This window comes from Flavobacterium chungangense LMG 26729, from assembly GCF_000735715.2.
In the GTDB taxonomy this organism is placed as follows: Bacteria; Bacteroidota; Bacteroidia; order Flavobacteriales; family Flavobacteriaceae; genus Flavobacterium; species Flavobacterium chungangense.
Window position 1 is genome coordinate 194,839 of sequence record NZ_JASY01000002.1, and the last position, 24,187, is coordinate 219,025.

The window sequence follows — 24,187 nt, forward strand, 5'->3', positions numbered from 1 at the left end:
AACATGCAATTGTATACCAAAATAAAATCAGTATTCACGCTCCTGTTTATTCTAATAGGATCCGCAGCAATAGCGCAAGACATTGTTGTTCACGATCCGGTTGTCATCAAACAAAAAGACACTTATTATTTATATTGTACCGGAAACGGAATCAGTGTTTTTAGTTCAAAAGATTTAAAAAAATGGGATAAACAGCCACAGGTTTTCAAAGAAAAACCAGTTTGGGCAGACGGTGTTGCAGCCGATTTTAAAAACCATATCTGGGCACCGGACATTTCGTTTCATAACAATATGTATTATCTGTATTATTCGGTTTCTGCTTTCGCCAAAAATACTTCGGCGATTGGTGTGACGACCAATACAACATTAGATCCGTCTGATAAAAACTACAAATGGGTCGATCAGGGAATTGTAATTCAGTCACAACCCAATCGTGATATGTGGAATGCCATTGACCCGAATTTGATTTTTGATGAAAACAATACGCCATGGCTTTCATTTGGTTCTTTTTGGGAAGGACTAAAACTGGTAAAATTAAATCCGGATTTAAAATCGATTGCACAGCCTCAGGAATGGCACACGATTTCGAAACGTAAAAGAAGCTTTGAATTAGCAGATGCTGATCCCGGCGACGGCGCACTTGAAGCTCCTTTTATTTTTAAGAAAAATGGTTATTACTACCAATTCCTTTCCTGGGATTTATGTTGTCGTGGCGAAAAAAGCACTTATAAAGTAGTCGTAGGAAGATCTAAAAATGTCACAGGACCTTATGTTGATAAAGAGGGAAAACCTTTAAACCAGGGTGGAGGAAGTCTAATGGTTCAGGGCGACGAAAATTATTTTGGCGCAGGCCATAACAGTGCCTATACGTTTGATGGAAAAGATTATATCTTTTATCATGCTTACGAAAAGAAAACGAACGGAACACCAAGATTAGTAGTCAAAGAAATGCAATGGGATAGTGACTTATGGCCTGTTTTAAAATAAGAATAAAATATTGAAAGTCTGAGTTCCTTACAAATAAATTAATTCAAACAAAAAAGTATAACATGCAAACAAACATATTAAAAAATCTGGCACTTTCAGCCGTTGTTTTGGTAAGTGTCGCTTCCTGTACAGATAAAAAAGCAGAAAAAGAGCTGTCTAAAGAACAAGTGACTACTACAAAAACAACCTTAACGAACAAACCTATTGTATTGCAAAGAGCAGATCCTTTTATCTACAAGCATACAGATGGATATTACTATTTTACAGGATCGGTACCAACCTACGACGCTATAGAGTTAAGACGTGCAAAGTCTATTGATGAACTTCAAAAAGCTGAAACTTTCAGAGTATGGGAAAAACATAAAAGTGGCCCCATGAGCCGTCATGTCTGGGCTCCGGAACTTCATTATTTAGATGGAAAATGGTACGTATATTTTGCAGCAAGCCAAGAAGACGATATTTGGAAATTAAGACCTTATGTTTTGGAGTGTACAGGTCAGGATCCTTTACATGACAAGTGGATTGAACTTGGGCAAATGCAGGCAGCTGACGCAGATCCAAAAAGCTTTACCGATTTTTCTCTGGACGGAACTGTATTTGAGCATAAAAATAAACGCTATTTCTGTTGGGCAGAAAAAACCGGCGGGCAGTTCGCAGCTTCTAATTTGTATTTAGCCGAAATGGAATCACCCGTAAAACTAAAAACAGTTCAATTCATGTTAACGACTCCGGATTATGACTGGGAACGCATAGGTTTTTGGGTAAATGAAGGTCCTGCAGTTATTAAAAACAAAGGGAAAATTTACATTACTTTTTCGGCAAGTGCTACTGGTGCCTGTTACAGTATGGGAATGATGGAAGCAGATGAAAATACTGATTTACTAGATAGAAATTCCTGGAAAAAATCCAGATATCCGGTATTAAAAACCAGTGAAGCAAAACATATTTATGGGCCAGGGCATAACTCCTTCACAGTAGATGAAAACGGAGAACCATTAGTGATTTATCATGCAAGGGATTACGAAAAAGCTGTTGGTGATCCAAAAGTTGTGCCTGCGACAGATAAAAGACCGTTGAAAGAAATTATTGCAGATCCGTTATATGATCCTAATCGTCATGCGAGAATGATGAAATTAAAATTTGATAAAAATGGTACACCAATATTCGAATTTAACTAAAAACTCCGAATAGGAATGTTGAGGAATCTTTGGCAGCGCCAACCAAAAGTAGCCCTAAAGAAAGTGAGTTTAAGCTGAAAGGAAACCAAATTCAATACAATTTCCGGCATACTCAGCTACTGTTCTTAAAATAAAGATGAAATAATCGCAACAGAATAAATGTATAATTAACGTTTGTTTTTTGTTTTTAGCTTAAATCATTGTTTTGATGCATTATCTGTAAAAAACAATAAGCTTATTTTTATTAAGTGTTTTTTGTACACTTATAAATTAATTATATTATATTTGTCTCATTAAAATGATTTCGAAGATGAAAAATTACGTTATAGGATTAGATTACGGAACAGATTCTGTTCGTGCGGTGCTGATAGATACTGAAAATGGGCAGGAATTGGCATCTAATGTTTCTCATTACAAAAGATGGAAGATTAAGCAATATTGTGATGCATCGATCAATCAGTTTCGCCAGCATCCTCTGGATCATATTGAAGGACTGGAAATTACGATTCAGACAGTTGTAAAAGAAAGCGGTGTCGATTCATCTTTGATAAAAGGAATCTGTATTGATACTACAGGATCTTCTCCGGTGCCGGTTACAAAAGACGGAACTCCATTGGCTTTGACAAAAGGTTTTGAAGAAAACCCAAATGCAATGATGGTGTTGTGGAAAGATCATACGGCTATCAGTGAAGCAAACGAAATCAACGAACTGGCCGTAAGTTGGGGAGGAGAAGACGTAACAAAATATGTAGGCGGAATTTATTCATCAGAATGGTTTTGGGCAAAAATCCTGCATATTGCAAGAGAAGATGAAGCCGTTCGAAATGCAGCGCACACCTGGATGGAACACTGCGATTTAATGACGTATTTGTTAATTGAAGACAAAGATTTAAAAACTTTCAAAAGAAGCCGTTGTGCAGCTGGTCACAAAGCCATGTGGCACGAAGACTGGAACGGATTGCCGCCAGCTGAATTCTTAGAAAAATTACATCCGTATTTAGCACAGCTTCGCGGAAATTTATACGATGAAACCTATACATCTGATTTAGTTGCCGGAAAATTAAGCAAAGAATGGGCAGACCGCTTAGGACTTTCTACAGATACCGTTGTAGCTGTTGGAACTTTCGACGCACACTCAGGAGCGGTAGGAGCTAAAATTGGCGAAAATACTTTGGTTCGCGTAATGGGAACTTCAACCTGTGATATTTTGGTTGGTTCTTATGAAGAAGTAGGGACTAAAACCGTTCGCGGAATCTGCGGACAGGTTGACGGATCTGTGATTCCAGGATTTGTTGGTCTTGAAGCAGGACAATCTGCTTTTGGAGATTTACTGGCCTGGTACAAAGAATTACTGATGTGGCCAACAGAACAATTATTAGGTGCTTCAACTCTTTTAAATGACGCTCAAAAAGAACAGTTAAGAGAAGAATTCAGTGATAAATTAATCGTAGAATTGACGAAAGAAGCTGAAAAGATTCCGTTGTCTGAAAGTGTACCAACCGCTTTAGACTGGATCAACGGACGCAGAACTCCGGATGCTAATCAGGAAGTAAAAAGCGCCATTTCAAACTTATCTTTAGGATCAAAAGCGCCTCATATTTTTAAAGCTTTAGTAAACGCAATCTGTTTTGGATCTAAAAAAATCGTAGATCGTTTTGAAGAAGAAGGTGTAAAAATTGACAGCGTGATCGGTATCGGTGGTGTTGCGCGTAAATCGCCTTTCATCATGCAGACTTTGGCAAACGTTTTAAACAAGCCAATTAAAGTAGCCTTGTCAGATCAGGCTCCGGCTTTGGGAGCTGCAATTTATGCCGCTGTTGCTTCCGGAATTTATCCAAATGTAATTGAAGCCAGTCAAAAAATGGGAAGTCCTTTTGAAAGTGAATATACACCAGAACTAGACAAAGTGGCTGCTTACAACAAATTACTTCTGGCATACGACCAATTGAGCACTTTCGCAGATCCATCTATTAAAATTACAGAAAATGAGTTCTCTTTATAAAGATTTAAAACAGGAATGTTACGAAGCCAACATGCAGTTAAATGCATTGAATCTGGTGGTATATACTTTTGGAAACGTAAGCGCGGTCGATAGAGAAAATGGTGTTTTTGCCATTAAGCCAAGCGGTGTACCTTACGAAGATTTAAAACCTGAAGATATCGTGATTGTTGATTTTGACAATAATATTATCGAAGGAACTATGCGTCCGTCATCAGACACAAAAACGCATGCTTATTTATACAAAAATTGGCCGAATATTGGAGGTGTTGCGCATACACATGCGACCTATTCGGTGGCTTGGGCGCAGTCGCAACGTGATATTCCAATTTTTGGAACGACACATGCAGATCACTTAACAGCTGATATTCCGTGCGCGCCGCCAATGGCAGATTCGCTTATCGAAGGTAACTACGAACACAATACCGGAATTCAGATTTTGGATTGTTTCAAAGAAAAAAATCTTTCATACGAAGAAGTTGAAATGGTTTTAATTGGAAACCACGGTCCGTTTGCCTGGGGAAAAAATGCAGCAAAAGCGGTTTACAACAGTAAAGTTTTGGAAGTAGTAGCCGAAATGGCCTATTTGACTTTACAAATAAACCCGAATGCACCTAGACTCAAAGATTCATTGATAAAGAAACATTACAACCGTAAACACGGAAAAGATTCGTATTACGGACAGTAAAAAAATTTAGTTTCAGGTTTCATGTTTTTTTAGTTTCAAGTTTTTGGAACGTAACTTGAAACCTGAAACAGACAGAACAAAAATAATAAACATAACAATTCAAGTTTTAAGGCGAAGCAAACGTGAAACCTGAAACGTGAAACAAAATTAAACAAAAACAATGATTGACATTTCTCAAAAAGAAGTATGGTTTGTAGTAGGAAGCCAGGAATTATACGGTGAAGAAACATTAAGAAAAGTAGCAGAACATTCTCAGATAATTGCAAAAGGGTTAGGAGAATCGTCTCAAATTCCTGTAAAAGTAGTTTATAAGGATGTGGTAAAATCTCCGGCTCAGATTTTAGATGTATGTTTGGCAGCAAACACTACTAAAAACTGTATCGGACTTATCACCTGGATGCATACTTTCTCACCTGCAAAAATGTGGATTGGCGGATTAAGCATCTTGAAAAAACCATTATGCCACTTGCATACCCAATACAATGCTGAAATTCCGTGGGGATCTATCGACATGGATTTCATGAACCTGAATCAATCAGCTCACGGAGATCGTGAATTTGGTTTTATCATGTCCAGAATGCGTAAAAAACGCAAAGTGGTTGTAGGACACTGGGAAGACGAAAGAGTTCAGAAAAAATTAGGAATCTGGACAAGAGTAGCTTTAGGATGGGATGAACTTCAAAATCTGAAAGTAGCCCGTATTGGAGACAATATGCGTGAAGTTGCCGTTACGGAAGGTGATAAAGTTGAAGCTCAAATCCGTTTCGGAATGTCGGTGAACGGTTTTGATTCTTCTGATGTGACCAAACATATTGAGAAAGTTACAGAGCAGCAATTAAATGATTTATTGGCAGTTTATGCCTCTTCTTATAACTTAACCGATTCTTTAAAAGAAGGAGGAGCACAAAGAAGTTCATTAGTAGAAGCAGCAAAAATTGAATTAGGTTTAAGAGCTTTCCTTGAAGAAGGAGGTTTTGGAGCTTTTACAGATACGTTTGAAAATCTGGGAGCATGGAAACAATTGCCAGGAATTGCAACTCAAAGATTAATGGCTGATGGTTATGGTTTTGGTGGAGAAGGAGACTGGAAAACCGCTGCTATGGTTAGAGCATTAAAAGTAATGAACGTTGGTCTTGAAGGCGGAACTTCTTTCATGGAAGATTACACATACCACTTTACACCACAAAAATCATACGTTTTAGGATCACATATGTTGGAAATCTGTCCATCTATCGCTGACGGAAAAGCTTCCTGCGAAGTTCACCCGTTAGGAATTGGCGGAAAAGAAGATCCAGTCCGTTTGGTATTCAACTCACCTGCAGGAGAAGCAATCAACGTTTCATTAGTAGATATGGGGAACCGTTTCCGTTTAATTGTAAACGAAGTGGTAGCCGTAAAACCAATGGCTGAATTACCAAAATTACCGGTTGCAAGAGTTTTATGGGATTGTAAACCAAACCTTGATATTGCAGCAACAGCATGGATTTTAGCAGGCGGAGCACACCACACTGTGTACAGCCAGTCGGTAACAACGGAATTCATGGAAGATTTTGCAGATATCGCCGGAATTGAGTTATTGGTGATTGATGAAAAAACAACTATAAGAGATTTCAAAGATAAAATTAATGCCAACGAAGCGTACTACCATACGTTTCAACACGGATTGTAATATAAACTAAGTCAAAAGTCTAATGTCGAAAGTCTAAAAGTGCCAATGTAACGAATGAAACCTTGGTAAATTTTGTAACTTCGACCTTAGATTTTTGACTTTAAGACTTTTGACTTTACAACTTTAAACCAAAAAAATTATGAATGTATTAAAACGTTGTGCTTTCGGAATTACAATAATCGGTTTGACAACACTTTCTCTTCAATGTAAAAGCGATAAAAAAATGGATGCAACCACAACTCAAGACACAAAAGATTCTGTAACAATTGTAAAATCTGATTACGGAACAACTCCAAAAGGAGAAAAAATTGAAAGCTATAAGCTGAAAAACCAAAATGGGATGGAAGTAGATATCATCACTTTTGGAGGTATTATTACAGATTTGAAAGTGCCAAATAAAGACGGTGTTTCTGAAAATGTAGTAACCGGATTTAATTCTCTGGAACAATACATGAAACCAAACCCGTTCTTTGGTGCATTGATCGGACGTTTCGGAAACCGAATTGCAAAAGGTAAATTTACATTAGACGGTAAAGAATATACACTGGCTACAAACAATGGACCTAATGCGCTGCACGGAGGACCGGAAGGTTTTTTTAGAGCAGTATGGAAAGCAGAAGAAGCGAAATCCGGGGAAGCTGCTGTTTTGAAATTATCTTACTTAAGCAAAGATATGGAAGAAGGCTATCCTGGAAATCTAAAAGTTGTAGTGACTTATACGTTAACTAAAAACAACGAACTTGAGGTACTTTACGAAGCTACCACTGATAAAAAGACCGTTGTCAACTTAACACAGCATACGTATTTTAACTTATCGGGGGATTTCTCTAAAACGATTTTAGATCACGAGATTACTTTAAATGCCGATAAAATTGTTCCGGTAGATGCGACTTTAATTCCAACGGGAGAATTACAGGATGTAGCCAATACGCCATTCGATTTCAGAAAACCAAAATTAATCGGAAAAGAAATCGATGCTAAAGATGAACAATTGATAAGAGGAAAAGGTTACGATCACTGCTGGGTACTAAATAATACAGAAAAAGGCAAAACAGTTATCGCAACAGCTTACCACCCTGCAAGCGGAAGAGTTTTAGAAATGACCACAGACGAACCTGGAATTCAGTTCTATTCCGGAAATTTCCTTGACGGAACTTTACCAATGCGTAACGGCGGAACTTATGCACAAAGAACAGGTTTCTGTTTAGAAACAGAACATTATCCGGATTCTCCAAACCAGAAAAACTTTCCAACGACAGTTTTAAACCCTGGCGAAAATTATAAAACGAAAACAACGTTTAAGTTTTCAGTTAAAAAATAAGTTTAATCAGTTTTGTTAGTTCAATTCAAAAAACCTCGAAAGTTGTGATTTCGAGGTTTTTTTATGTCTTGTTTTTTGGGTATTTATACTGGATTAATTTGCGTAATTGTTTTTTACATTTGAAGGATTCAGAAAAATTACTTTTAATATTCAACCATTTTTCAGGTATAGATGTTATTTTGTATACAAGCATAATCTTACCTGTTATGTTTCACCGTCAGAGATAAAATTATAATAATAAAATAAATATTTACAATGAAAGACAACACTATAGACAACCCTTTCTATTTACAAATCCAAAGAGAAATAAATAGAATTGAAAAAAAGGCAGATTTACATACTTATCTATTCTATTTGATTAGAGTCATTCAGATTTTATTTGCCGGAACAATAACAGTTATTTCCGGACTGAATAACAACTTTAGTGAGGATACGACAATTGTTCTAATTTTAGGCGCCATTACAACAGCAGTAACGGCAATTGATACTCTGTTTCAGGTAGATGCTAAAAAGAATACATACAAACTTGTCTTGTTTGAATTGAGAACCATTAGGGCAGAATTAGTTTATAAATATATTCAGTCAAAGTTAGTAGTTGATGGAAAAAAACAAATTGAAGAAAAAGTTATTGAGGAACTTTTTGAGAAATATCGCAAGGCTAATTCGTATGCGAGAGACTTGATAGGAACTGATAATGAAAAAGAGCCATTAAAAACGGAAACAGTTGAAACAAATCAAAATGCACCTACATAAAGTTTAAAAAACAATTAAGTGCTTAAATAAATTCATGTATAGTTCCAGATAGTGCGAATTTGTAATCCGTGCCCGCAAACTTGGTAGTGGAATAGTTTTTGCCAAATGAAATTGAATCGTTTTTTTAAAATAATATGGAGAATAAAATAAGTATACCAAAACCTTGTAATGAAAATTGGAATTCAATGTCGCCAGATAAAAACGGTAGATTTTGTAGTTCTTGCAATAAAACAGTAATTGATTTTACAAAAATGAACAACCCGGAAATTCAGAAATATTTCACTGAAAATTCAGGCGAAGAAAGAATTTGTGGGCATTTTAAATTGAATCAAATCGAAACTGCAGAAAGCATTAAATATGATAAATTAAGAAGCAGATTTAGCCGAATTAAAATAAAACCAATTAAAAAAATCGCACTATTTTCATTGAGTTTAGTTTTTACTTTAACAAGTTGCATGGGAAAAGCAGCTGTAGATGGAGAACCAGCAGTAATAAGCAACGATACAATAAACGAAAGTGAGATTAATAATAAAATGGAGAGTACTGAAATACAGAATGATTCTATAAAAAATGATATTCAGTCAAAGAAAAAATAAAAATTGCCTATAAATTGTACCTAATCCAGGCAATTAAACTTCTCAGTTCTGAAGATGGAACATTTAGATTTTGGAGCAGAAACATTTCTGGATCATTTCTCTATGGATTGAATACAACTATATTTGTAATATTATTCATCTAAAAGGGTAAAGTTCAAGTAAATTATCTATTTTTACTTAAATTAAAACATTTAGCGTTAGCTATTTATCTCTGTATTCAAAAGCAGACAAGTTCTGTGTGTACACGACTTATAGCAAAAATATGCTCATGTTATGAATGTAGCTTATCTTTTTGCACAAGTTTTTTGTCAGAACCTTGGAAGAAGAAGTGAATATACAAATCTACGCTTGTTATTTTAATGAATTTTGGGTCAATTATATCAAATCAAAAACTATGAAAAAACTATTTTTTCTTTTTTACTCAATTTTATTATTTTCCTGCTCATCAAACTCCGATGACACGACAAAAACGAATTCGTCTAATTCGGATTTTAATCCACCCTCCTGGATTGAAGGTGCATGGAAAGGTGACGTAACTTATAAATTCTTTCAAAAGGATGTATACCAAAATCAAATCAGCTTTAAAGGTGTGGTTGATGGCTGCAACTTAGCGATTCCAAATTCTTCTTTTGTAAGCGAGCCTGTAAAAAACAACACAGAATACAAATTCTCTTATACAACAGGGGACATAACACATGAATATCATTTTATAAAAGTATCATCAACAGAAATTAAACTTCTTAATCTAAATAACGCAGCACTTAGCCTTTTATACACAAAACAATGATAATGTATTGAAGTCAAAGTCAGGAATCTGTTAAGTCAAGATCATTTTAATTAGTGTAAATTCGTTGAGAATATTTTTAATAATAGGCAAAATGAAACACATTTTCAAAGCTGAGGCAAAATGGTCTTTAAATCAAAATAGAGAAGATTCAACTAAGAGATTCTACAGCAAAACCCATCAAATTAAAATCGAAGGAAAACCAATTTTAGGCGTTTCAGCCGCAAAAGCTTTCAAAGGCGATCCCGAATTATACAATCCTGAGGATTTGCTCTTAAGCAGTTTGGTTTCCTGCCACATGATGTCTTATTTATATGTGTGTTCCCAAAACGGAATTGAAGTTTTAGAATATACCGATAATGCCGAAGCAACACTCGAAGTTACTGCCGATGGAAGTGGTCGCTTTACAGAAGTTCGTTTACATCCGAAAGTGAAGATTGCAAATGCAGATAAAATGCAGGAAGCTTTAGATCTGCATATAAAAGCGAATCAATTGTGTTTTATAGCCAATTCATGTAATTTTCCGGTTCTGCACAATGCTACTTGCGAAACGGCATAAAAAAAGAGACTGTATGAACAGTCTCTTCGTATATTGTCTTTTTTTTATTTTTTTTTTGATTGGGGTTTTGGCAAAAGAAATTAATTTTTTAAGTCTTTGATTACTTTAAAAGCAACATCAACTTGTTCTTCTCCTACCAGAATTGTAAATTCGTTTGAAGTAGAAATTACTTCATTAATAATGATTCCTTCCCAGGCTAAACGCTGAAAAATGAAATAATAAATCCCGGGAACTACAATATTTTCTTTTGGTAATTTCACGGTAATTGAAGCCAGGTTATCCAATTTTTGAATCAGTTTTTCGCGGATAAAATGTTTTTCAACTAAATGGTTGATACTGCTGCTTACTACGATATTAGTTTCGTTTACGCCACGTGATGAGGTATAAAAAATATCAGACAGCACATTAATATCAGAAATCAAATCAGCTTGTTTGTTTAAAACAGTGTCAGAAGCTGCAAAAGTGTAATCTGTCAATTCAGAACGAACTGTAATTTCTCCAATGTTTTTAATGACCTTGTTGATTTTGTGGTTCAGTTTAAAATCTAACTCTTCTGTCAGTCTTTTTAAGGACATTACTACAGCACCTTGTTTTACTTCTTTACCAAATTCGCTTTCCAGTTCGGTCATGATGTTGCGCGACAAAGAAGTCAGATTAATAATTCCAAGAGAAAGAGCATTGAGTAAAAATGGCTTGGTCTTGATGTAATTTTCTACAATAGAAGAAACGGTTTTCATAATCTTTAATTGTTTTTTGAACGTAATTGTGTTAGTTTGGTTGTTTTTGATGTTATAAATCTCCGCAAAGATAAATAAAAAAACAATTTGTTACAAATATAACAATAAAAAAATATGTTAAAAATGATAAAATGCGTCAGTAAGATGCTCAATAGCAAATGTTTCCTGGGTTTTATGGATGGCAATAATGTCAAAACGAATTTCTAAATCATCATCAAAATCCTTTTCCCTATCGTTTATGTAGGCATTTACTGCTTTTATGAGAAGCTGAATCTTTTTTGGTTTCACAAAATCCTGAGGAGAACCATAATCTAAACTCGATCTTGTCTTTACTTCTATGACGGCCAAAAAATGATCTTTTTTAGCAATAATATCAATTTCGGCTTTTTGAAAAATCCAGTTTCGTTCTAAAATTTTATAATCATTTTGAAGCAGATATTCTACGGCAAGATCTTCACCTTTTTTTCCTAGTTCGTTGTGTTCAGCCATTTTTTTGAGTTAAGAGATACCATTTTAGCGCTTTGCCGTGTTTAAGAATTTTGAAAACGAGTATAAAACAAAATACAAATTATAATGGTAATTTCACTAAAAACCAGCAGTCGTTACAAAAAACGTTTTTATCAGATGGCACTTTGTCTTGCAGTTATATATTAAATCTGAAATTTATTATTCCTTCTTTATCAAAAGTAGGGATAAGGATTTTTGTCTCTTCTCCGTTTAAATCAACTAATTTCCAATCATTTGAGTCTATTAGATTTTTATACAACTTCTCTTTTTCCAAAAGAATACCTTCAGTTTTTTGATCAATATCGGATGTGTTTAAATAAAATTCAAGTAATTCAGATGAGAATTTAATGTATTCAGTTATTTGTGAAGAAATTATATCTATTGGTTTTAATAACAAATTAAAATGACCACAAAGATTTGGAAAATCACTTTTTGTATTAGTGATACTTCCAATTAAAATATTTCCATAATATAATTCCGACCTCATTTTTAGATATAGTTTGGTAAACTTGCTACTAACATATAGATTTATATACTATTTCAATTGTCAGTTCGAGATTAAGATTTAAGGCTTAGTCATTAAATAGAGTTACAACTCATAATCCATAACCTTACTTAAAAACAACAGTACTTCCTGAGGCATTCACTTCAATAGAAATCGTACTTCCCATAACAAGCGCACGATTATCCTGAATATGTCCGGCCGGAAAATTAAAAATCACCGGAATATTGTATTTTTTGGTCACATCATCAATAATTTCCAGTGCATTTTTCCCCCAAGGAACTTCATTGTCTTTCATTTTGGTCATACCGCCAATAATGATTCCTTTTAGGTTTTCGATACAGCCATTTCGACGTAAATTCATCATCATACGATCAATATGATAGAGGTATTCGTCTAAATCTTCAATAAAAAGAATCTTGTCCTTGCAGTCAATTGCCGATGGTGATCCTAATAAACTGTATAAGATAGAAAGATTTCCACCCACCAATTCACCTGTTCCCTGACCAAAACGGTTCATAGCATGAGGCGCAACCGAATAAGACAAAGGCTCACCAAACAAAGCCGATTTCATCGAACTGATGGCTGCAGGAGTCGCACGCGGAATTGTAACCGGCATTACGCCGTGAATCGATTTGTATCCCATCGTATTCAAATGATTGTGTAAAACTGTTACATCGCTAAAACCAACAACCCATTTTGGATGTTGTTTAAATTTGGTAAAATCCAGTAAATCCAGCATTCTGACAGTTCCATAACCGCCTCGCACACACCAAATCGCCTTAATATTGGGATTATCCAGCTGTTTTTGAAAATCGGCAGCACGCTGTTCATCTGTTCCTGCCAGTTGATGGTAATCCAGACCAATTGAACTTCCAATTACGGCTTCTAATCCCCAGCTTTTTAGTAAATCTATGGTAGGTTTTAAATTATCGTCGATGTTTTTTCGGGCTGTTGCCAAAAGAGCTACAGTATCTCCTTTTTGCAAATAAGGTGGTGTTATCATATTTTGTTGTGATTGACAGGTAAAAGATTGTAAAGCAAAAATAAGGAATACGAATTTACAAAAAGCAAAAGGGCTGTTTATAGGAAGGAATCTGCTTGTATTCATTTTCTTTTTGGCTTTTGATTTATTGATAACAAAGATAGAGATTTAAAAAAATAAAATTAATTGAAATTTCTTACAAATGTAAAATTTGATTAATTTCAGCGATTAAAAAAAACATTTTTATGCAAATAATAGTACTTAGATTTTTTTTGATTTTCTTTTTTTCAATTACGTCTTTTGGTCAGGCTAAAAAATATGTTATACACACGGCAGCTTTTTACAATTTCGAAAATCTTTTTGACACTATTGATGATATTTATACCAATGATGATGAGTGGACACCAAACGGAGCACAAAACTGGACAACAGAAAAATACAATCAGAAACTCCAGAACCTTTCTAAAGTAATATCAGAAATTGGTACACCGGAAAACCCAAACGCGCCTGTTTTTATTGGAGGTTCTGAAATTGAGAACAGAGGAGTTTTGGAAGATTTAGTCAAGCAGCCCGGATTATTGTCTTTTGATTACGGAATCATCCATTTTGATTCGCCCGACAAACGCGGAATAGATGTGGCTTTATTGTATCAGAAGAAATTTTTTAAACCGACTACTTTCTCGAACATACCTTTATATATATTGAAAAATAAAAATGTAGAAGAAGAGAAAAAAGAAGAATCAACTGATGAAGAGGCAATAATAAAAAAGGAAAACAACCGTGTTTTTACCCGAGACCAGCTTTTGATAACCGGTTTTTTAGAAGGAGAAGAAATCAGCATTATCGTCAATCACTGGCCGTCGCGTTCCGGTGGAGAAAAAGCGACAAGTGAATATCGTGAAGCAGCCGGGAAATTAAACCGAAAAATAATCGATTCGCTGCAACAAATTAATCCAAACGCAAAAGTAATTACGATGGGCGATTTAAACGATGGTCCTTATAATAAAAGTATAAAAACTGCCTTTGGAGCAAAAGCCAAAAAGTCTGAAGTTCCCGAATTTGGGACTTACAATCCCTTTGAAGAAATGGCAAAACGCGGTATGGGAACAACAGCTTTTCGGGATTCCTGGGATATTTTCGACCAGATCATTATTACGCAATCACTTATAAAACCTGATTTTTCATCGTTTAAATTCTGGAAAGCCGGAATTTTCAATAAACCGTATCTTATCCAGAATTCAGGAAAATACAAAGGATATCCGCTGCGGCACAGTACAAATGAAGTAGGTTTCAGTGACCATTTTCCGGTTTATATTTATCTGATAAAAGAAATGTAGATCCATAAACACATTGCAGTGCGTCTCTACAAATTTTCCTTAACTTAGCCTGTTAGAAACTTAGCAACTCAGAATCTTAAAAAAAATGGCCATATCAAAACCTTTCAACCTGACTAAATGGATAGACGAAAACCGTCATTTACTAAAACCGCCTGTTGGAAATAAAAATTTATATGTTGACTCAGGCGATTATATTGTGATGATTGTCGCAGGCCCAAATGCCAGAAAAGATTATCATTATAACGAAACCGAAGAGCTTTTTTACCAGCTGGAAGGAAATATAAAAGTAGTGATTCAGGAAGATGGCGAACGCAAGGAAATGATTCTGAATGCAGGCGATATGTATCTGAATCCCGCTAAAGTGCCGCATTCTCCAGTTCGTTCAGAGGGATCTATTGGTTTGGTAATTGAGCGAAAACGTGCAGGATTGGGCTACACAGACGGATTGCTTTGGCATTGCGACAACTGTAACCATAAATTATATGAAGTGTTTTTTGAACTGCACAATATCGAAAAAGATTTTCTCCCTCATTTTGAACATTTCTACAATTCAGAAGAACTAAGAACCTGTGATAATTGCGGAACCGTTATGGAATCTGATCCGAGGTTTGTGGCTAAAAAATAATTTTTAAAAGATTTATAAAATCCAAAAACCGATAAACTTTAAAAAAGTCTATCGGTTTTTGGATTTTATTTTTTCTTTTTTGAATCATCTTCCTTTAGCATTTTTCGATGCCCTTGTTTTAGTTCTTTCTTGACATCCGAAAGTTCTTTTCCTAAAGGTAAATTTTCAGGAGCTTTTCCAACGTTCTTCACAATAATTTCTCGAACTTCTTTTCCAACTTGAAAGTGAGTTTGTTCTAAATTTACTTGCCCTTTAATTCCTTTGTTTTTTATTCGTTCTTCAGTTTGCGTAGTTCTAAATAGATTTGCTGCCAATTCAGTTCTACCCATGTGATCCATTAATTTTCCCTTTTTAACCCCTCTTTTTTGTTCTAACTTCCAGGACGGCATATTATACATACCAATATAACCTGCATTTTGAAATTTTGCGAAATCAGTTACTCCAGATTGTTTAGCAATAGAAGCTAACGATTTATTTCCCTCAGTTAATTCTTCACGAATTAAAATTCGCTCGATTTCTTGATTATTTTCTAAATGAAGTTCAAATTTTCTAGTTTGTTGAGCAAAATAAACTTGTGCTTCTGCCACTTCTACTTTCTTTGGATCACCATTCATTACTGTTAAATAACAAGCAAATCTAGAAAGTTTAAAATCTTGAATATCAGAACTGTTTATGTTTCTCATTTGGGCTATAATATTCTCATAATGAGGAATATTCAAAGAAACAAAAGCTTTTGTCGCTCTATCTAATACTTTCTGAAAAGATTTCATATTAGGATAGCCTAACATCTTCATCAAATCAGAAGCCCACCAATAAGTAATTCCATTCTCATTTTTGAAGTCTTCAAATGAAAGTGAATTACCATTTGTTTCTTGAATATCTTCTTCCATAATTGTAGTCATTTTTTATGTTTACAAAAGTACAAAATTAAATTACAAAGAGAATATAAATTACTTTTTCACACTCTCAATAATCCCTTTCAAAAACCCATTAAAATCAAAAGCAGGATCTTCCTTCAGTCCCATTCTCACAATCACCATATCTTTTGATGGAATAATCGCAACCATTTGACCCTGATAACCGTTGCAGTAAAACATGTCGCGTGGAGCGTCCGGGAATTTTCCGCCAGCATTCAGCCAGAATTGTGCTCCATATTTTCCTTCAGAAGTATTGGTGGGTGTTGCGGTATATTTTACCCAGCTTTCATCCAGGATTTGTTCGCCGTTCCAATTGCCTTTATTCAGATATAACAATCCAAATTTTGACCAGTCGCGAGGTGTTGCCCATGCGTATGAGGAACCTACAAAAGTTCCGCTCATATCCTGTTCCACAATCATAGAGTTCATTCCGATTTTATCGATTACGGCACTGTACCAAAAATCAAGATATTCCTGTTGGGTTTTAAATTGTCTTTTTAAAATCAGTGATAATAAATTGGTCGTTCCCGAAGAGTAGTTCCAATGTGTGTTAGGTTTAAATTCAGCGGGTTTGTCCAGTTGGACTTTCCCCATATCTTCTGCCTGAAAAAGCATTTTGGTAGCATCGCAAATGGTGTTGTAATTTTCTTCCCACTCCAAACCGGAATTCATGTGAAGCAGATCATTGATAGTGATGTTTTTTCGTTCGTCATTTTGCCATTCTGCGACAGGAGCAGGTTTATAAATATCTATTTTTCCTTGTTTCGCCAAAACTCCAAAAGCCGAACTTGTAATGCTTTTTGTCATTGACCAGCCTAATATTTTACTGTCTTTCGTAAAACCGGTATCGTATTTTTCGGCAATCAGTTTGTTTTTGTACAAGACAACTACGGCACGGGTTCGTTTTAACTTTCCACCCGATTTGTCAAAAGCGTTGTCGATTGTTTTTTTTAATTGGTTATAATCAATATTCGAAAAAATAGTGTCTTTTGGCTCGATGTTTCCGTAAGGGAAAGGCAAAGTTTTAGATTTTAATCTTCTGGGAAGCAAATAGGGTTTTGAAACATCAAAATCATCATTTATTAAAGTTGCTCCCAAACCTTCACGGTAAATGGCTTTTCGTTCCTTTAATCCGTAGACATTGGAAGTAGCAAATTTTCCGGCATCATCAATTGTGTTTGTTGCCAGGTCGATGAGGTTAATATCATTGTCGGTTTTTTCGATTAACTCTTTCGAACGGTTATCCAAAAAATGTCCCGAAGCAATACTTTTGGCTGAAAAGCCTGAAATCAGATCCAGTTTTGGGTAAGTGGTAAAACCAAAATAAAGAATTATTAAAAGAAGAAGAATGCCAAGTAAACGAAAGACTTTTTTCATAATTTTTTGCAGTTGTTTTGAATGCAATATAAATAATTTATAGACAGGATTTTATCAGGCTGGTTTTTAAATTATTGGAAAGAAACTCTGAAAAAAAGAATTAATTTTTGAGGAATCTGCATTACAATTTTGAATTTGATAGTACTATAAAAGGAAATGATAGAATTGGCAGATAAAACAATTTAGATTTAGTACTTTTGTAAATAGAATTTTTCTAAATAAATTATGCTGGATATTCAAAAAATAAGAGCTGATTTTCCGATACTTTCTGAAAAAGTAAACGGAAAACCATTAATATATTTCGACAATGGGGCAACCTCGCAAAAACCACAAATCGTGATTGATGCTGAAGCGAAATATTATCAGGAAATAAACGCCAATATTCACCGTGGAGTTCATACTTTAAGCCAGTTAGCGACTGACGCTTATGAAATTTCACGGGTAAAATTGCAACATCATATCAATGCCAAATTTTCTCACGAGGTTTTATTTACTTCGGGGACAACACACGGAATCAATTTAGTAGCTAATGGTTTTGCTTCTATTTTAAAACCGGGAGACGAAGTTTTGGTTTCTTCTCTGGAACATCACAGTAATATTGTGCCCTGGCAAATGTTATGCGAAAAAACAGGAGCTGTACTAAAAGTGATTCCTATAAACGAAGAAGGCGAACTGATCATCAGCGAATATGAATCTTTATTATCTGAGAAAACTAAAATCGTTACGGTAAATCATATTTCGAATGCACTTGGTGTAATCAATCCTGTGAAGGAGATGATTGCTAAAGCACATGCCGTTGGAGCTGCTGTTTTAATTGACGGAGCACAGGCTGTTCCGCATTTAAAACCGGACGTTCAGGATTTGGATTGTGACTTTTACGCTTTTTCAGGGCATAAAATGTGCGGGCCAACCGGAACCGGAATTTTATTCGGAAAAGAAGAATGGCTAAACAAACTGCCTCCATATCAAGGTGGTGGTGAAATGATCAAAGAAGTTACTTTCGAAAAAACAACATATGCTGATCTGCCTCATAAATTTGAAGCCGGTACCCCAAATATCGCTGGCGGAATAGTTCTAGGAACGGCTGTTGATTATTTAAACAATATTGGTTTTGGAAATATTCAGCTTCAGGAAAACAAATTGTTAGAACATGCGACAAAACGTTTGTTAGAAATCGAAGGTTTGAGAATTTACGGAAACGGAAAAAATAAAGCTTCGGTAGTTTCGTTTAATATAGACGGGATTCATCCTTATGACATTGGTTCTATTATCGATAAATTAGGAATTGCAGTTCGTACCGGACACCATTGTGCGCAGCCAATTATGAATTTCTTTTGTATCCCGGGAACGATTCGTGCTTCGTTTTCTTTTTACAATACGAAAGAAGAAATTGATATAATGGTTGAGGCCGTTAAAAAAGCAAAAACCATGTTAAGCTAAAATTCATCTTATGAGAATTGTATCATTATTGCTCCTCGTTATTTTTATCGGAACGGGATGTTCCAGCCAAAAAAAAACAGACATGACGTCAACAGTTATTGAATATTCGGCTATGTCAAGAGGCTATTTTAAAAAGATAGTGGTCCAAAATCAGTCCGTTTCAGTTATCAATGGCAGAGATGTACAAGCAGTAGAAAATAAAATCGATGATGCAAAATGGAAACAGATTGTAGCGGAATTCGAAAAAATAAATTTAGAAAGTATCCCAACTTTAAAAGCACCAACTGAAAAACGTTTTTATGACGGTGCCGCAATTGGGAATCTAAAAATAACCCAAAATCAGAAAACCTACGAGACACCGGGTTTTGACAATGGTTTTCCACCAAAGGAAATTGAAAAACTGGTAAATTTGCTGACTGATTTTGTTAAAGAATAATTATGACAATTAAAGAAATACAAAACGAAATAATAGATGAATTTTCGATGTTTGACGATTGGATGCAGCGTTACGAATACATCATCGAATTAGGAAAAAGTCTTCCGTTAATCAAAGAAGAATATAAAACAGAGGAAAATTTAATCAAAGGCTGCCAGTCGAAAGTGTGGCTTCAGGGAGAACAAAATGATGATAAAATTGTTTTCACAGCAGACAGTGATGCGATTTTAACCAAAGGAATTATTGCAATTCTGATTCGTGCTTTCTCCAATCAAAAAGCAGAAGATATTATAAAAGCAGATACGGAGTTTATAGACGAAATTGGTTTAAAGGAACACCTATCTGCAACACGTGCAAACGGTTTAGTTTCAATGATAAAAAACATCAAAATGTACGCTTTGGCTTTTGATTCAAAAAACAAAAACTAAATATTTTTAAACCATATAAGTTCATAGAAGAGATTATAAGCTTAGTCACTTATCAAATCATAATAAGCAAAAAAGTTTAACACTCCCAAATTAAATGAACTTATATCACTTATATGGTGAAAAAGAAAAAACAAATAAAATGGAACAAGAAATAGACACAAACGAATTAGGAGAATCAATTGTAAAAGTTTTAAAAACGATTTACGATCCTGAGATTCCTGTAGATATTTACGAATTAGGATTGATTTATGATGTAATGGTGAATACGGATTACGAAGTGAAAATCCTTATGACTTTAACATCTCCAAACTGCCCGGTTGCAGAAAGCTTACCAAGAGAGGTAGAGGAAAAAGTAAAAACAATCGAACACATAAAAGATGTTGAGGTAGAAATTACTTTTGATCCGCCATGGAGTAAAGATTTAATGAGCGAAGAAGCAAAATTAGAATTAGGAATGCTTTAAAAAATAGTCGTAAAGTTGAAAGTCATAAAGTCTGAAAGTACAAAGACTTTATGACTTTCGACCTTAGACTTTCAGACTAAAAAAATGGAAGAAATTATCAATAAAGTTGCCAGCAGCGCCTTAGAAGTTTTTGATCTGGAAGATTATTATCCCAAAGGAATGCGAGTACAGATTGACATTTCGCAATGGCTTCTGGAAGGGTTTTTACTTAAAGAAAAAGACTTTAGGGAACATCTAAAAAATCATGACTGGACACAATATCAGGATCAGTATGTGGCTGTCCATTGCAGTACAGATGCTATAATACCTGCCTGGGCTCTAATTTTAGTAGCAGTACAATTAGCTCCTTTTGCCAAAAAAACAGTCAATGGAACTATAGAAGATCTGGACGGAAGTTTGTACGAAGAAATTTTATTAACAATTGATTATTCGGCATACAAAAACAAACCTGTTATTGTAAAGGGCTGTTCCAAAAAACCGGTACCTATGCGCGCTTATATTTTGGCAACAACATATTTACAGCCTTTTGCCAGAAGCATTATGTATGGAGAGGCATGTTCTGCGGTACCCTTATATAAAGAATCTAAGAAATAACTTTCTTTATAACCCAATAAACTCTCGGGCTTTAGCGTTTTTAGTACTATATTTGTTAATACACTTAAACTAAACAACCATGAGAAAGATACTTGTATTACTCTTCGTTTTAGCAAATTTAGCTTTAGTTCAGGCACAAAACACCGAAAAAGAATTAATTCAGAATACCGAAAAAGCAGTTAAAATTATAAACGATACTGTTGTAGATGAAGGCTGGAAAACCAAAGGAACCGTATCACTGTTGTTAAATCAATCGAGTTTCAACAACTGGATTGCAGGAGGAGAAGACAGTTTTTCAGGGACTCTTGGAATTAATTACGACTTCAATTACAAAAAAGACGATATAACCTGGGATAACAAAATCCTGGCTTCTTACGGACTTTTACAGACTAAAACGGCTGATTTCGCAAAAAAGACAGATGACCGTTTGGAATTTAACTCTATTGTAGGGAAAAAAGCTTTTGGAGAATGGTATTACTCCTATTTTTTGAATTTTAGGACACAGTTCACAACAGGATATATTTATGGTCAGGATAGTAACGGAAAAGAAATCAGAACCGAAAGTACTAAGTTTTTGTCTCCGGGTTATCTGACTACTGGTCCTGGTATTTACTGGTCAAAAGATGCCAATCTAAAAATAAACTTTGCACCATTAACCTCAAAATTCACTTTTGTAGATAATGCTTACACTTCAGGAACTGGTTACGTAGATGGAACTTATTTTGGTGTTGATGCTAATAAAAGTGTACGTTACGAATTAGGTTTTTATTCCTCGATTTATTACAAACTGGCTATTATGACCAACGTAACTGCAGAAAATACGCTGAATGTTTACTCAAACTATTTAGAAGATCCACAGAATGTTGATATGGATTACTCTTTAAATATCATTATGAAAGTTAATAAATATCTATCAGCCAATTTTTCTTTCCAGGCCATTTACGATGACAATGCTTTCAGGGGGTTTCAAACCAGACAAGTTTTTGGACTAGGGATTAGTTTCGGATTTTAAAAGTTTTAAAAGCAATAATAAAAAGGCTGCTGAAAATTTTTCAGCAGCCTTTTGTTTTTATATATTGTATCTGGTTTATACTTTAATAAAAATATAAATTATTTTTTTGCACTATAATATCAGGAATTTATTATAAGGGAATCTGGTAATATGAATCCATCTCGTGCTCGTTTGCAAACAGTACCAGCTTATTGCTGTGAACTAAATAAAGCGTTTGTAACGCGGATAATTAAAATGTGGGCTTTTTTCAAATATATTGATTTTAAAACAACTGTAATTTTTCATTTATATTACATAGTTTATCATTCGGATTGTTTATTTCTTAAATTAAAAAGAGAAGGCCGTCTAAAATGATAAACGGCTTCTTTTTTTCTAAAATCAGCCTATTTCTTTTTATAATTTTCAAGATTATAGTTTGTTCTCACTACATTACCTACAATTTGCTGTTTAAAATACGCTTCTTTTTCAGGAGTCCATTCAGCTCGTTTGGTTCTATCTATTATTAATTTATCTACTTCATCAGCATTAAGTGGTGTCTGCCAGGTTATTATGATGTTTACAGGAATCTCCCCTTTCTCTAATTTTCTACTGGTTTCAAAACCATCATAAATTTCAAAAATGGTATTACTGACTTTTTTTATGTTATTAAAATTGGGAGTGTACATGAATCTTTCAATAGGTATGTTTAAATCATTTAATAGAACTTCAAATTTTTTACCGATGTAATATTCTTTTCTGTCTAAAATTTTAGTCTGTACGTATTTTAAAGTATCTCCCTGAAATTCTTTCAGTTCTTTATGATTTGGATTTTTACACTTTGACGCAATTGTGACATCTTGTTTTGTTAGGGCTTCTTGTTTTGATTTACAGGAAACCAAAACAATTAGTACTATAAAAAATATTTTTTTCATTTTCATTTTTTGGTTTATTTGCAATCGTTTATTATAATGATAGTATTTCCGTTAGGGTCATCACCAACTAATTTGATGTCGATTTTTTTTAGTTAAAGACATTAGGATCATAAAATTCAGCTATAACAACCCATTTATCCTTTGCTTTTTTAACTAAACATATTTTTTTATCGATGCTCGCCATTGGTACAAAACTATAATAATATAGAAGGGCATACATTTTATTTTCAGAAATAATAGGTTTTGAAATAACATTTCCTGATGTATTTAAAGAAAAACTTTGATTCGCAATTTTAGAATCGAATTCTTTTCTTTTTATTATTGGAATGTCTAGAGAATTGAAGTTTTTTAACTTCCAATGATATCCTAAAGTATCGTTTTTATAAATTGATTTTAATTCTTCTATTTCAGCGATATTTATTGGCCATACTTTTAAATTACGAGGAGAAGAATCAATTCTTCTGTTGTGAAATATTGAATCCCGATCTAAATATGCTATTTTGTAATATTCTAAAACATTTTCATTCGAACCTGCTTCTTCAATTAAGTAGGAGGCATCTGTGTTTTGTGTGCGGTTTAAATTCTTTTCTTTAATAAAGTCCTGAACTATTTGCTCTTCAATTTTAATTGTAGAACAAGAGACAAAGAATATGCTAAGTATTATTAAATATTTTTTCATTTTTTTAATTATTACAAGGGGTTCCAACTACTGGGTATATGCCTCTAGGTTTGTTATATGTTTCAACTGCTCTTTGGGAGCCTATTCTATCTTTAGCTTCTTCAGTCAAGTTTGAATTGTTATAAGCAGGAGTACCTTGTAAAGAACTCCATGCCATATCTATATAAAATTGGTCTGCAGCTCCAACGGCAACTGGCATGTTAGTGTTATATTCTTGTATCGTAGCGGCCATCAAATTTATAAAACTACTTGCTATAGCATCGTGGTGAGCATCTTTTGAATATGGACTCGAATAAGTTCCGTCAATATAAAAAGCCTTTAACGGAGGATATTCATCGTAGGCGTGTATATTCCCATTGTTCTTCCAATCATCATAAAGTGTATTAAAATAAGCATGTATATACTCATGAATTAAAGAAGTTGCCTTAGATAAAGAAGTTGCGTTTGGGTAATTTTCATTAAAAACTATATTATATGTTCGAGGTATTCCACTATTTGATGTTCTTGCTAAATCTGCATCTCCACCTAATGAACCAATACTTATGTTTATTTTATATTTGGCATTTGGTCCATTAAATTTGCCAAGTATTTCTGCCAACTTTCCTTGTTGAGTTAATCCATTAAATGCTTGTCTTATTGATTCCGCACAAGGATCCAGATCAGGTGGCGGAGGTGTATTAATTTTAACACATTCACAGTTTAC

The 24,187-nt window shown here is 34.4% G+C and carries 27 protein-coding genes; 18 read left to right on the forward strand and 9 right to left on the reverse strand.

The window, feature by feature from the left end; translation table 11 throughout:
* Positions 1-3: 3 nt before the first annotated feature.
* From JE46_RS03965 to JE46_RS04010, 10 genes are all read left to right on the forward strand, one after another.
* Positions 4-987: an arabinan endo-1,5-alpha-L-arabinosidase gene (locus JE46_RS03965; RefSeq protein ID WP_031453971.1), complete on the forward strand. Its 984-nt coding sequence runs from the start codon at positions 4-6 to the stop codon at positions 985-987.
* A 62-nt stretch (positions 988-1,049) separates the two neighbouring features.
* Positions 1,050-2,165 carry a glycoside hydrolase family 43 protein gene (locus tag JE46_RS03970; RefSeq protein WP_083480843.1) on the forward strand — a complete coding sequence of 372 codons (1,116 nt, stop codon included), beginning with the start codon at positions 1,050-1,052 and terminating at the stop codon, positions 2,163-2,165.
* A gap of 310 nt (positions 2,166-2,475) precedes the next feature.
* On the forward strand, positions 2,476-4,167 hold the full coding sequence (locus JE46_RS03975) for a ribulokinase (RefSeq protein ID WP_031453973.1): 1,692 nt from the start codon (positions 2,476-2,478) through the stop codon (positions 4,165-4,167).
* Positions 4,151-4,852 (forward strand): L-ribulose-5-phosphate 4-epimerase, encoded by a 702-nt coding sequence (locus JE46_RS03980; RefSeq protein WP_031453974.1) that lies wholly within the window; start codon positions 4,151-4,153, stop codon positions 4,850-4,852. Before JE46_RS03975 ends, JE46_RS03980 begins: the two co-directional genes overlap by 17 nt.
* Before the next feature lie 160 nt (positions 4,853-5,012).
* The gene (gene araA / locus JE46_RS03985) at positions 5,013-6,521 is read left to right on the forward strand and encodes an L-arabinose isomerase (RefSeq protein ID WP_031453975.1); all 1,509 of its coding nucleotides are present in this window, start codon (positions 5,013-5,015) and stop codon (positions 6,519-6,521) included.
* 139 nt (positions 6,522-6,660) lie between these two features.
* Complete coding sequence (locus JE46_RS03990) at positions 6,661-7,842, forward strand: aldose epimerase family protein (RefSeq protein ID WP_031453976.1); 1,182 nt, start codon at positions 6,661-6,663, stop codon at positions 7,840-7,842.
* 255 nt (positions 7,843-8,097) lie between these two features.
* Positions 8,098-8,595, forward strand: a complete 498-nt coding sequence (locus JE46_RS03995) for an SLATT domain-containing protein (protein WP_031453977.1) — start codon at positions 8,098-8,100, stop codon at positions 8,593-8,595.
* A gap of 134 nt (positions 8,596-8,729) precedes the next feature.
* Positions 8,730-9,191 (forward strand): hypothetical protein, encoded by a 462-nt coding sequence (locus tag JE46_RS04000; protein WP_031453978.1) that lies wholly within the window; start codon positions 8,730-8,732, stop codon positions 9,189-9,191.
* Positions 9,192-9,585: 394 nt separating this feature from the next.
* Positions 9,586-9,978: a hypothetical protein gene (locus JE46_RS04005; protein WP_157505871.1), complete on the forward strand. Its 393-nt coding sequence runs from the start codon at positions 9,586-9,588 to the stop codon at positions 9,976-9,978.
* Between the two features lie 91 nt (positions 9,979-10,069).
* Positions 10,070-10,534, forward strand: coding sequence for an OsmC family protein (locus JE46_RS04010; RefSeq protein WP_031453980.1), 465 nt, complete (start codon positions 10,070-10,072; stop codon positions 10,532-10,534).
* An 80-nt stretch (positions 10,535-10,614) separates the two neighbouring features.
* Here JE46_RS04010 and JE46_RS04015 read toward each other — a convergent pair whose 3' ends face one another.
* The 4 genes from JE46_RS04015 to JE46_RS04030 all read right to left on the reverse strand — a co-directional run bounded on the left by JE46_RS04015 (position 10,615) and on the right by JE46_RS04030 (position 13,391).
* Positions 10,615-11,271 carry an aspartate kinase gene (locus JE46_RS04015; RefSeq protein ID WP_025570960.1) on the reverse strand — a complete coding sequence of 219 codons (657 nt, stop codon included), beginning with the start codon at positions 11,269-11,271 and terminating at the stop codon, positions 10,615-10,617.
* A 117-nt stretch (positions 11,272-11,388) separates the two neighbouring features.
* Positions 11,389-11,760, reverse strand: a complete 372-nt coding sequence (locus JE46_RS04020) for a YraN family protein (protein ID WP_031453981.1) — start codon at positions 11,758-11,760, stop codon at positions 11,389-11,391.
* 154 nt (positions 11,761-11,914) lie between these two features.
* Positions 11,915-12,265, reverse strand: a complete 351-nt coding sequence (locus JE46_RS04025; RefSeq protein WP_031453982.1) for a hypothetical protein — start codon at positions 12,263-12,265, stop codon at positions 11,915-11,917.
* Positions 12,266-12,389: 124 nt separating this feature from the next.
* Positions 12,390-13,391 carry a S66 peptidase family protein gene (locus tag JE46_RS04030; RefSeq protein WP_394332076.1) on the reverse strand — a complete coding sequence of 334 codons (1,002 nt, stop codon included), beginning with the start codon at positions 13,389-13,391 and terminating at the stop codon, positions 12,390-12,392.
* 119 nt (positions 13,392-13,510) lie between these two features.
* On the opposite strand from JE46_RS04030, the gene JE46_RS04035 reads away from it, so the two are divergent.
* On the forward strand, positions 13,511-14,602 hold the full coding sequence (locus tag JE46_RS04035; RefSeq protein WP_031453984.1) for an endonuclease/exonuclease/phosphatase family protein: 1,092 nt from the start codon (positions 13,511-13,513) through the stop codon (positions 14,600-14,602).
* An 85-nt stretch (positions 14,603-14,687) separates the two neighbouring features.
* Positions 14,688-15,227, forward strand: coding sequence for a 3-hydroxyanthranilate 3,4-dioxygenase (locus JE46_RS04040; protein ID WP_031453985.1), 540 nt, complete (start codon positions 14,688-14,690; stop codon positions 15,225-15,227).
* Between the two features lie 65 nt (positions 15,228-15,292).
* Here the strand turns inward: JE46_RS04040 and JE46_RS04045 are convergent, their stop codons facing one another.
* Positions 15,293-16,117, reverse strand: a complete 825-nt coding sequence (locus JE46_RS04045; protein ID WP_031453986.1) for a BRO family protein — start codon at positions 16,115-16,117, stop codon at positions 15,293-15,295.
* Positions 16,118-16,177: 60 nt separating this feature from the next.
* The gene (locus JE46_RS04050; protein WP_031453987.1) at positions 16,178-17,521 is read right to left on the reverse strand and encodes a serine hydrolase domain-containing protein; all 1,344 of its coding nucleotides are present in this window, start codon (positions 17,519-17,521) and stop codon (positions 16,178-16,180) included.
* 225 nt (positions 17,522-17,746) lie between these two features.
* Between JE46_RS04050 and JE46_RS04055 the strand changes: the two genes are divergently transcribed.
* From JE46_RS04055 to JE46_RS04080, 6 genes are all read left to right on the forward strand, one after another.
* Positions 17,747-18,961: an aminotransferase class V-fold PLP-dependent enzyme gene (locus JE46_RS04055; protein ID WP_031453988.1), complete on the forward strand. Its 1,215-nt coding sequence runs from the start codon at positions 17,747-17,749 to the stop codon at positions 18,959-18,961.
* Positions 18,962-18,971: 10 nt separating this feature from the next.
* Positions 18,972-19,397, forward strand: a complete 426-nt coding sequence (locus tag JE46_RS04060) for a hypothetical protein (protein WP_031453989.1) — start codon at positions 18,972-18,974, stop codon at positions 19,395-19,397.
* 2 nt (positions 19,398-19,399) lie between these two features.
* Positions 19,400-19,825 (forward strand): SufE family protein, encoded by a 426-nt coding sequence (locus tag JE46_RS04065; protein WP_031453990.1) that lies wholly within the window; start codon positions 19,400-19,402, stop codon positions 19,823-19,825.
* Between the two features lie 139 nt (positions 19,826-19,964).
* Complete coding sequence (locus JE46_RS04070; RefSeq protein ID WP_031453991.1) at positions 19,965-20,288, forward strand: SUF system Fe-S cluster assembly protein; 324 nt, start codon at positions 19,965-19,967, stop codon at positions 20,286-20,288.
* Between the two features lie 84 nt (positions 20,289-20,372).
* On the forward strand, positions 20,373-20,882 hold the full coding sequence (locus JE46_RS04075; protein WP_031453992.1) for a DUF2480 family protein: 510 nt from the start codon (positions 20,373-20,375) through the stop codon (positions 20,880-20,882).
* Positions 20,883-20,961: 79 nt separating this feature from the next.
* Complete coding sequence (locus JE46_RS04080; protein WP_031453993.1) at positions 20,962-21,894, forward strand: DUF3078 domain-containing protein; 933 nt, start codon at positions 20,962-20,964, stop codon at positions 21,892-21,894.
* A 383-nt stretch (positions 21,895-22,277) separates the two neighbouring features.
* On the opposite strand, the gene JE46_RS04085 is transcribed toward JE46_RS04080, so the two are convergent.
* From JE46_RS04085 to JE46_RS04095, 3 genes are all read right to left on the reverse strand, one after another.
* Positions 22,278-22,805, reverse strand: a complete 528-nt coding sequence (locus tag JE46_RS04085; protein WP_157505872.1) for a hypothetical protein — start codon at positions 22,803-22,805, stop codon at positions 22,278-22,280.
* An 88-nt stretch (positions 22,806-22,893) separates the two neighbouring features.
* Positions 22,894-23,484, reverse strand: coding sequence for a hypothetical protein (locus JE46_RS04090; RefSeq protein ID WP_031453995.1), 591 nt, complete (start codon positions 23,482-23,484; stop codon positions 22,894-22,896).
* Positions 23,485-23,488: 4 nt separating this feature from the next.
* Positions 23,489-24,082, reverse strand: a complete 594-nt coding sequence (locus JE46_RS04095) for a hypothetical protein (RefSeq protein ID WP_167343416.1) — start codon at positions 24,080-24,082, stop codon at positions 23,489-23,491.
* Between the last annotated feature and the right edge of the window lie 105 nt (positions 24,083-24,187).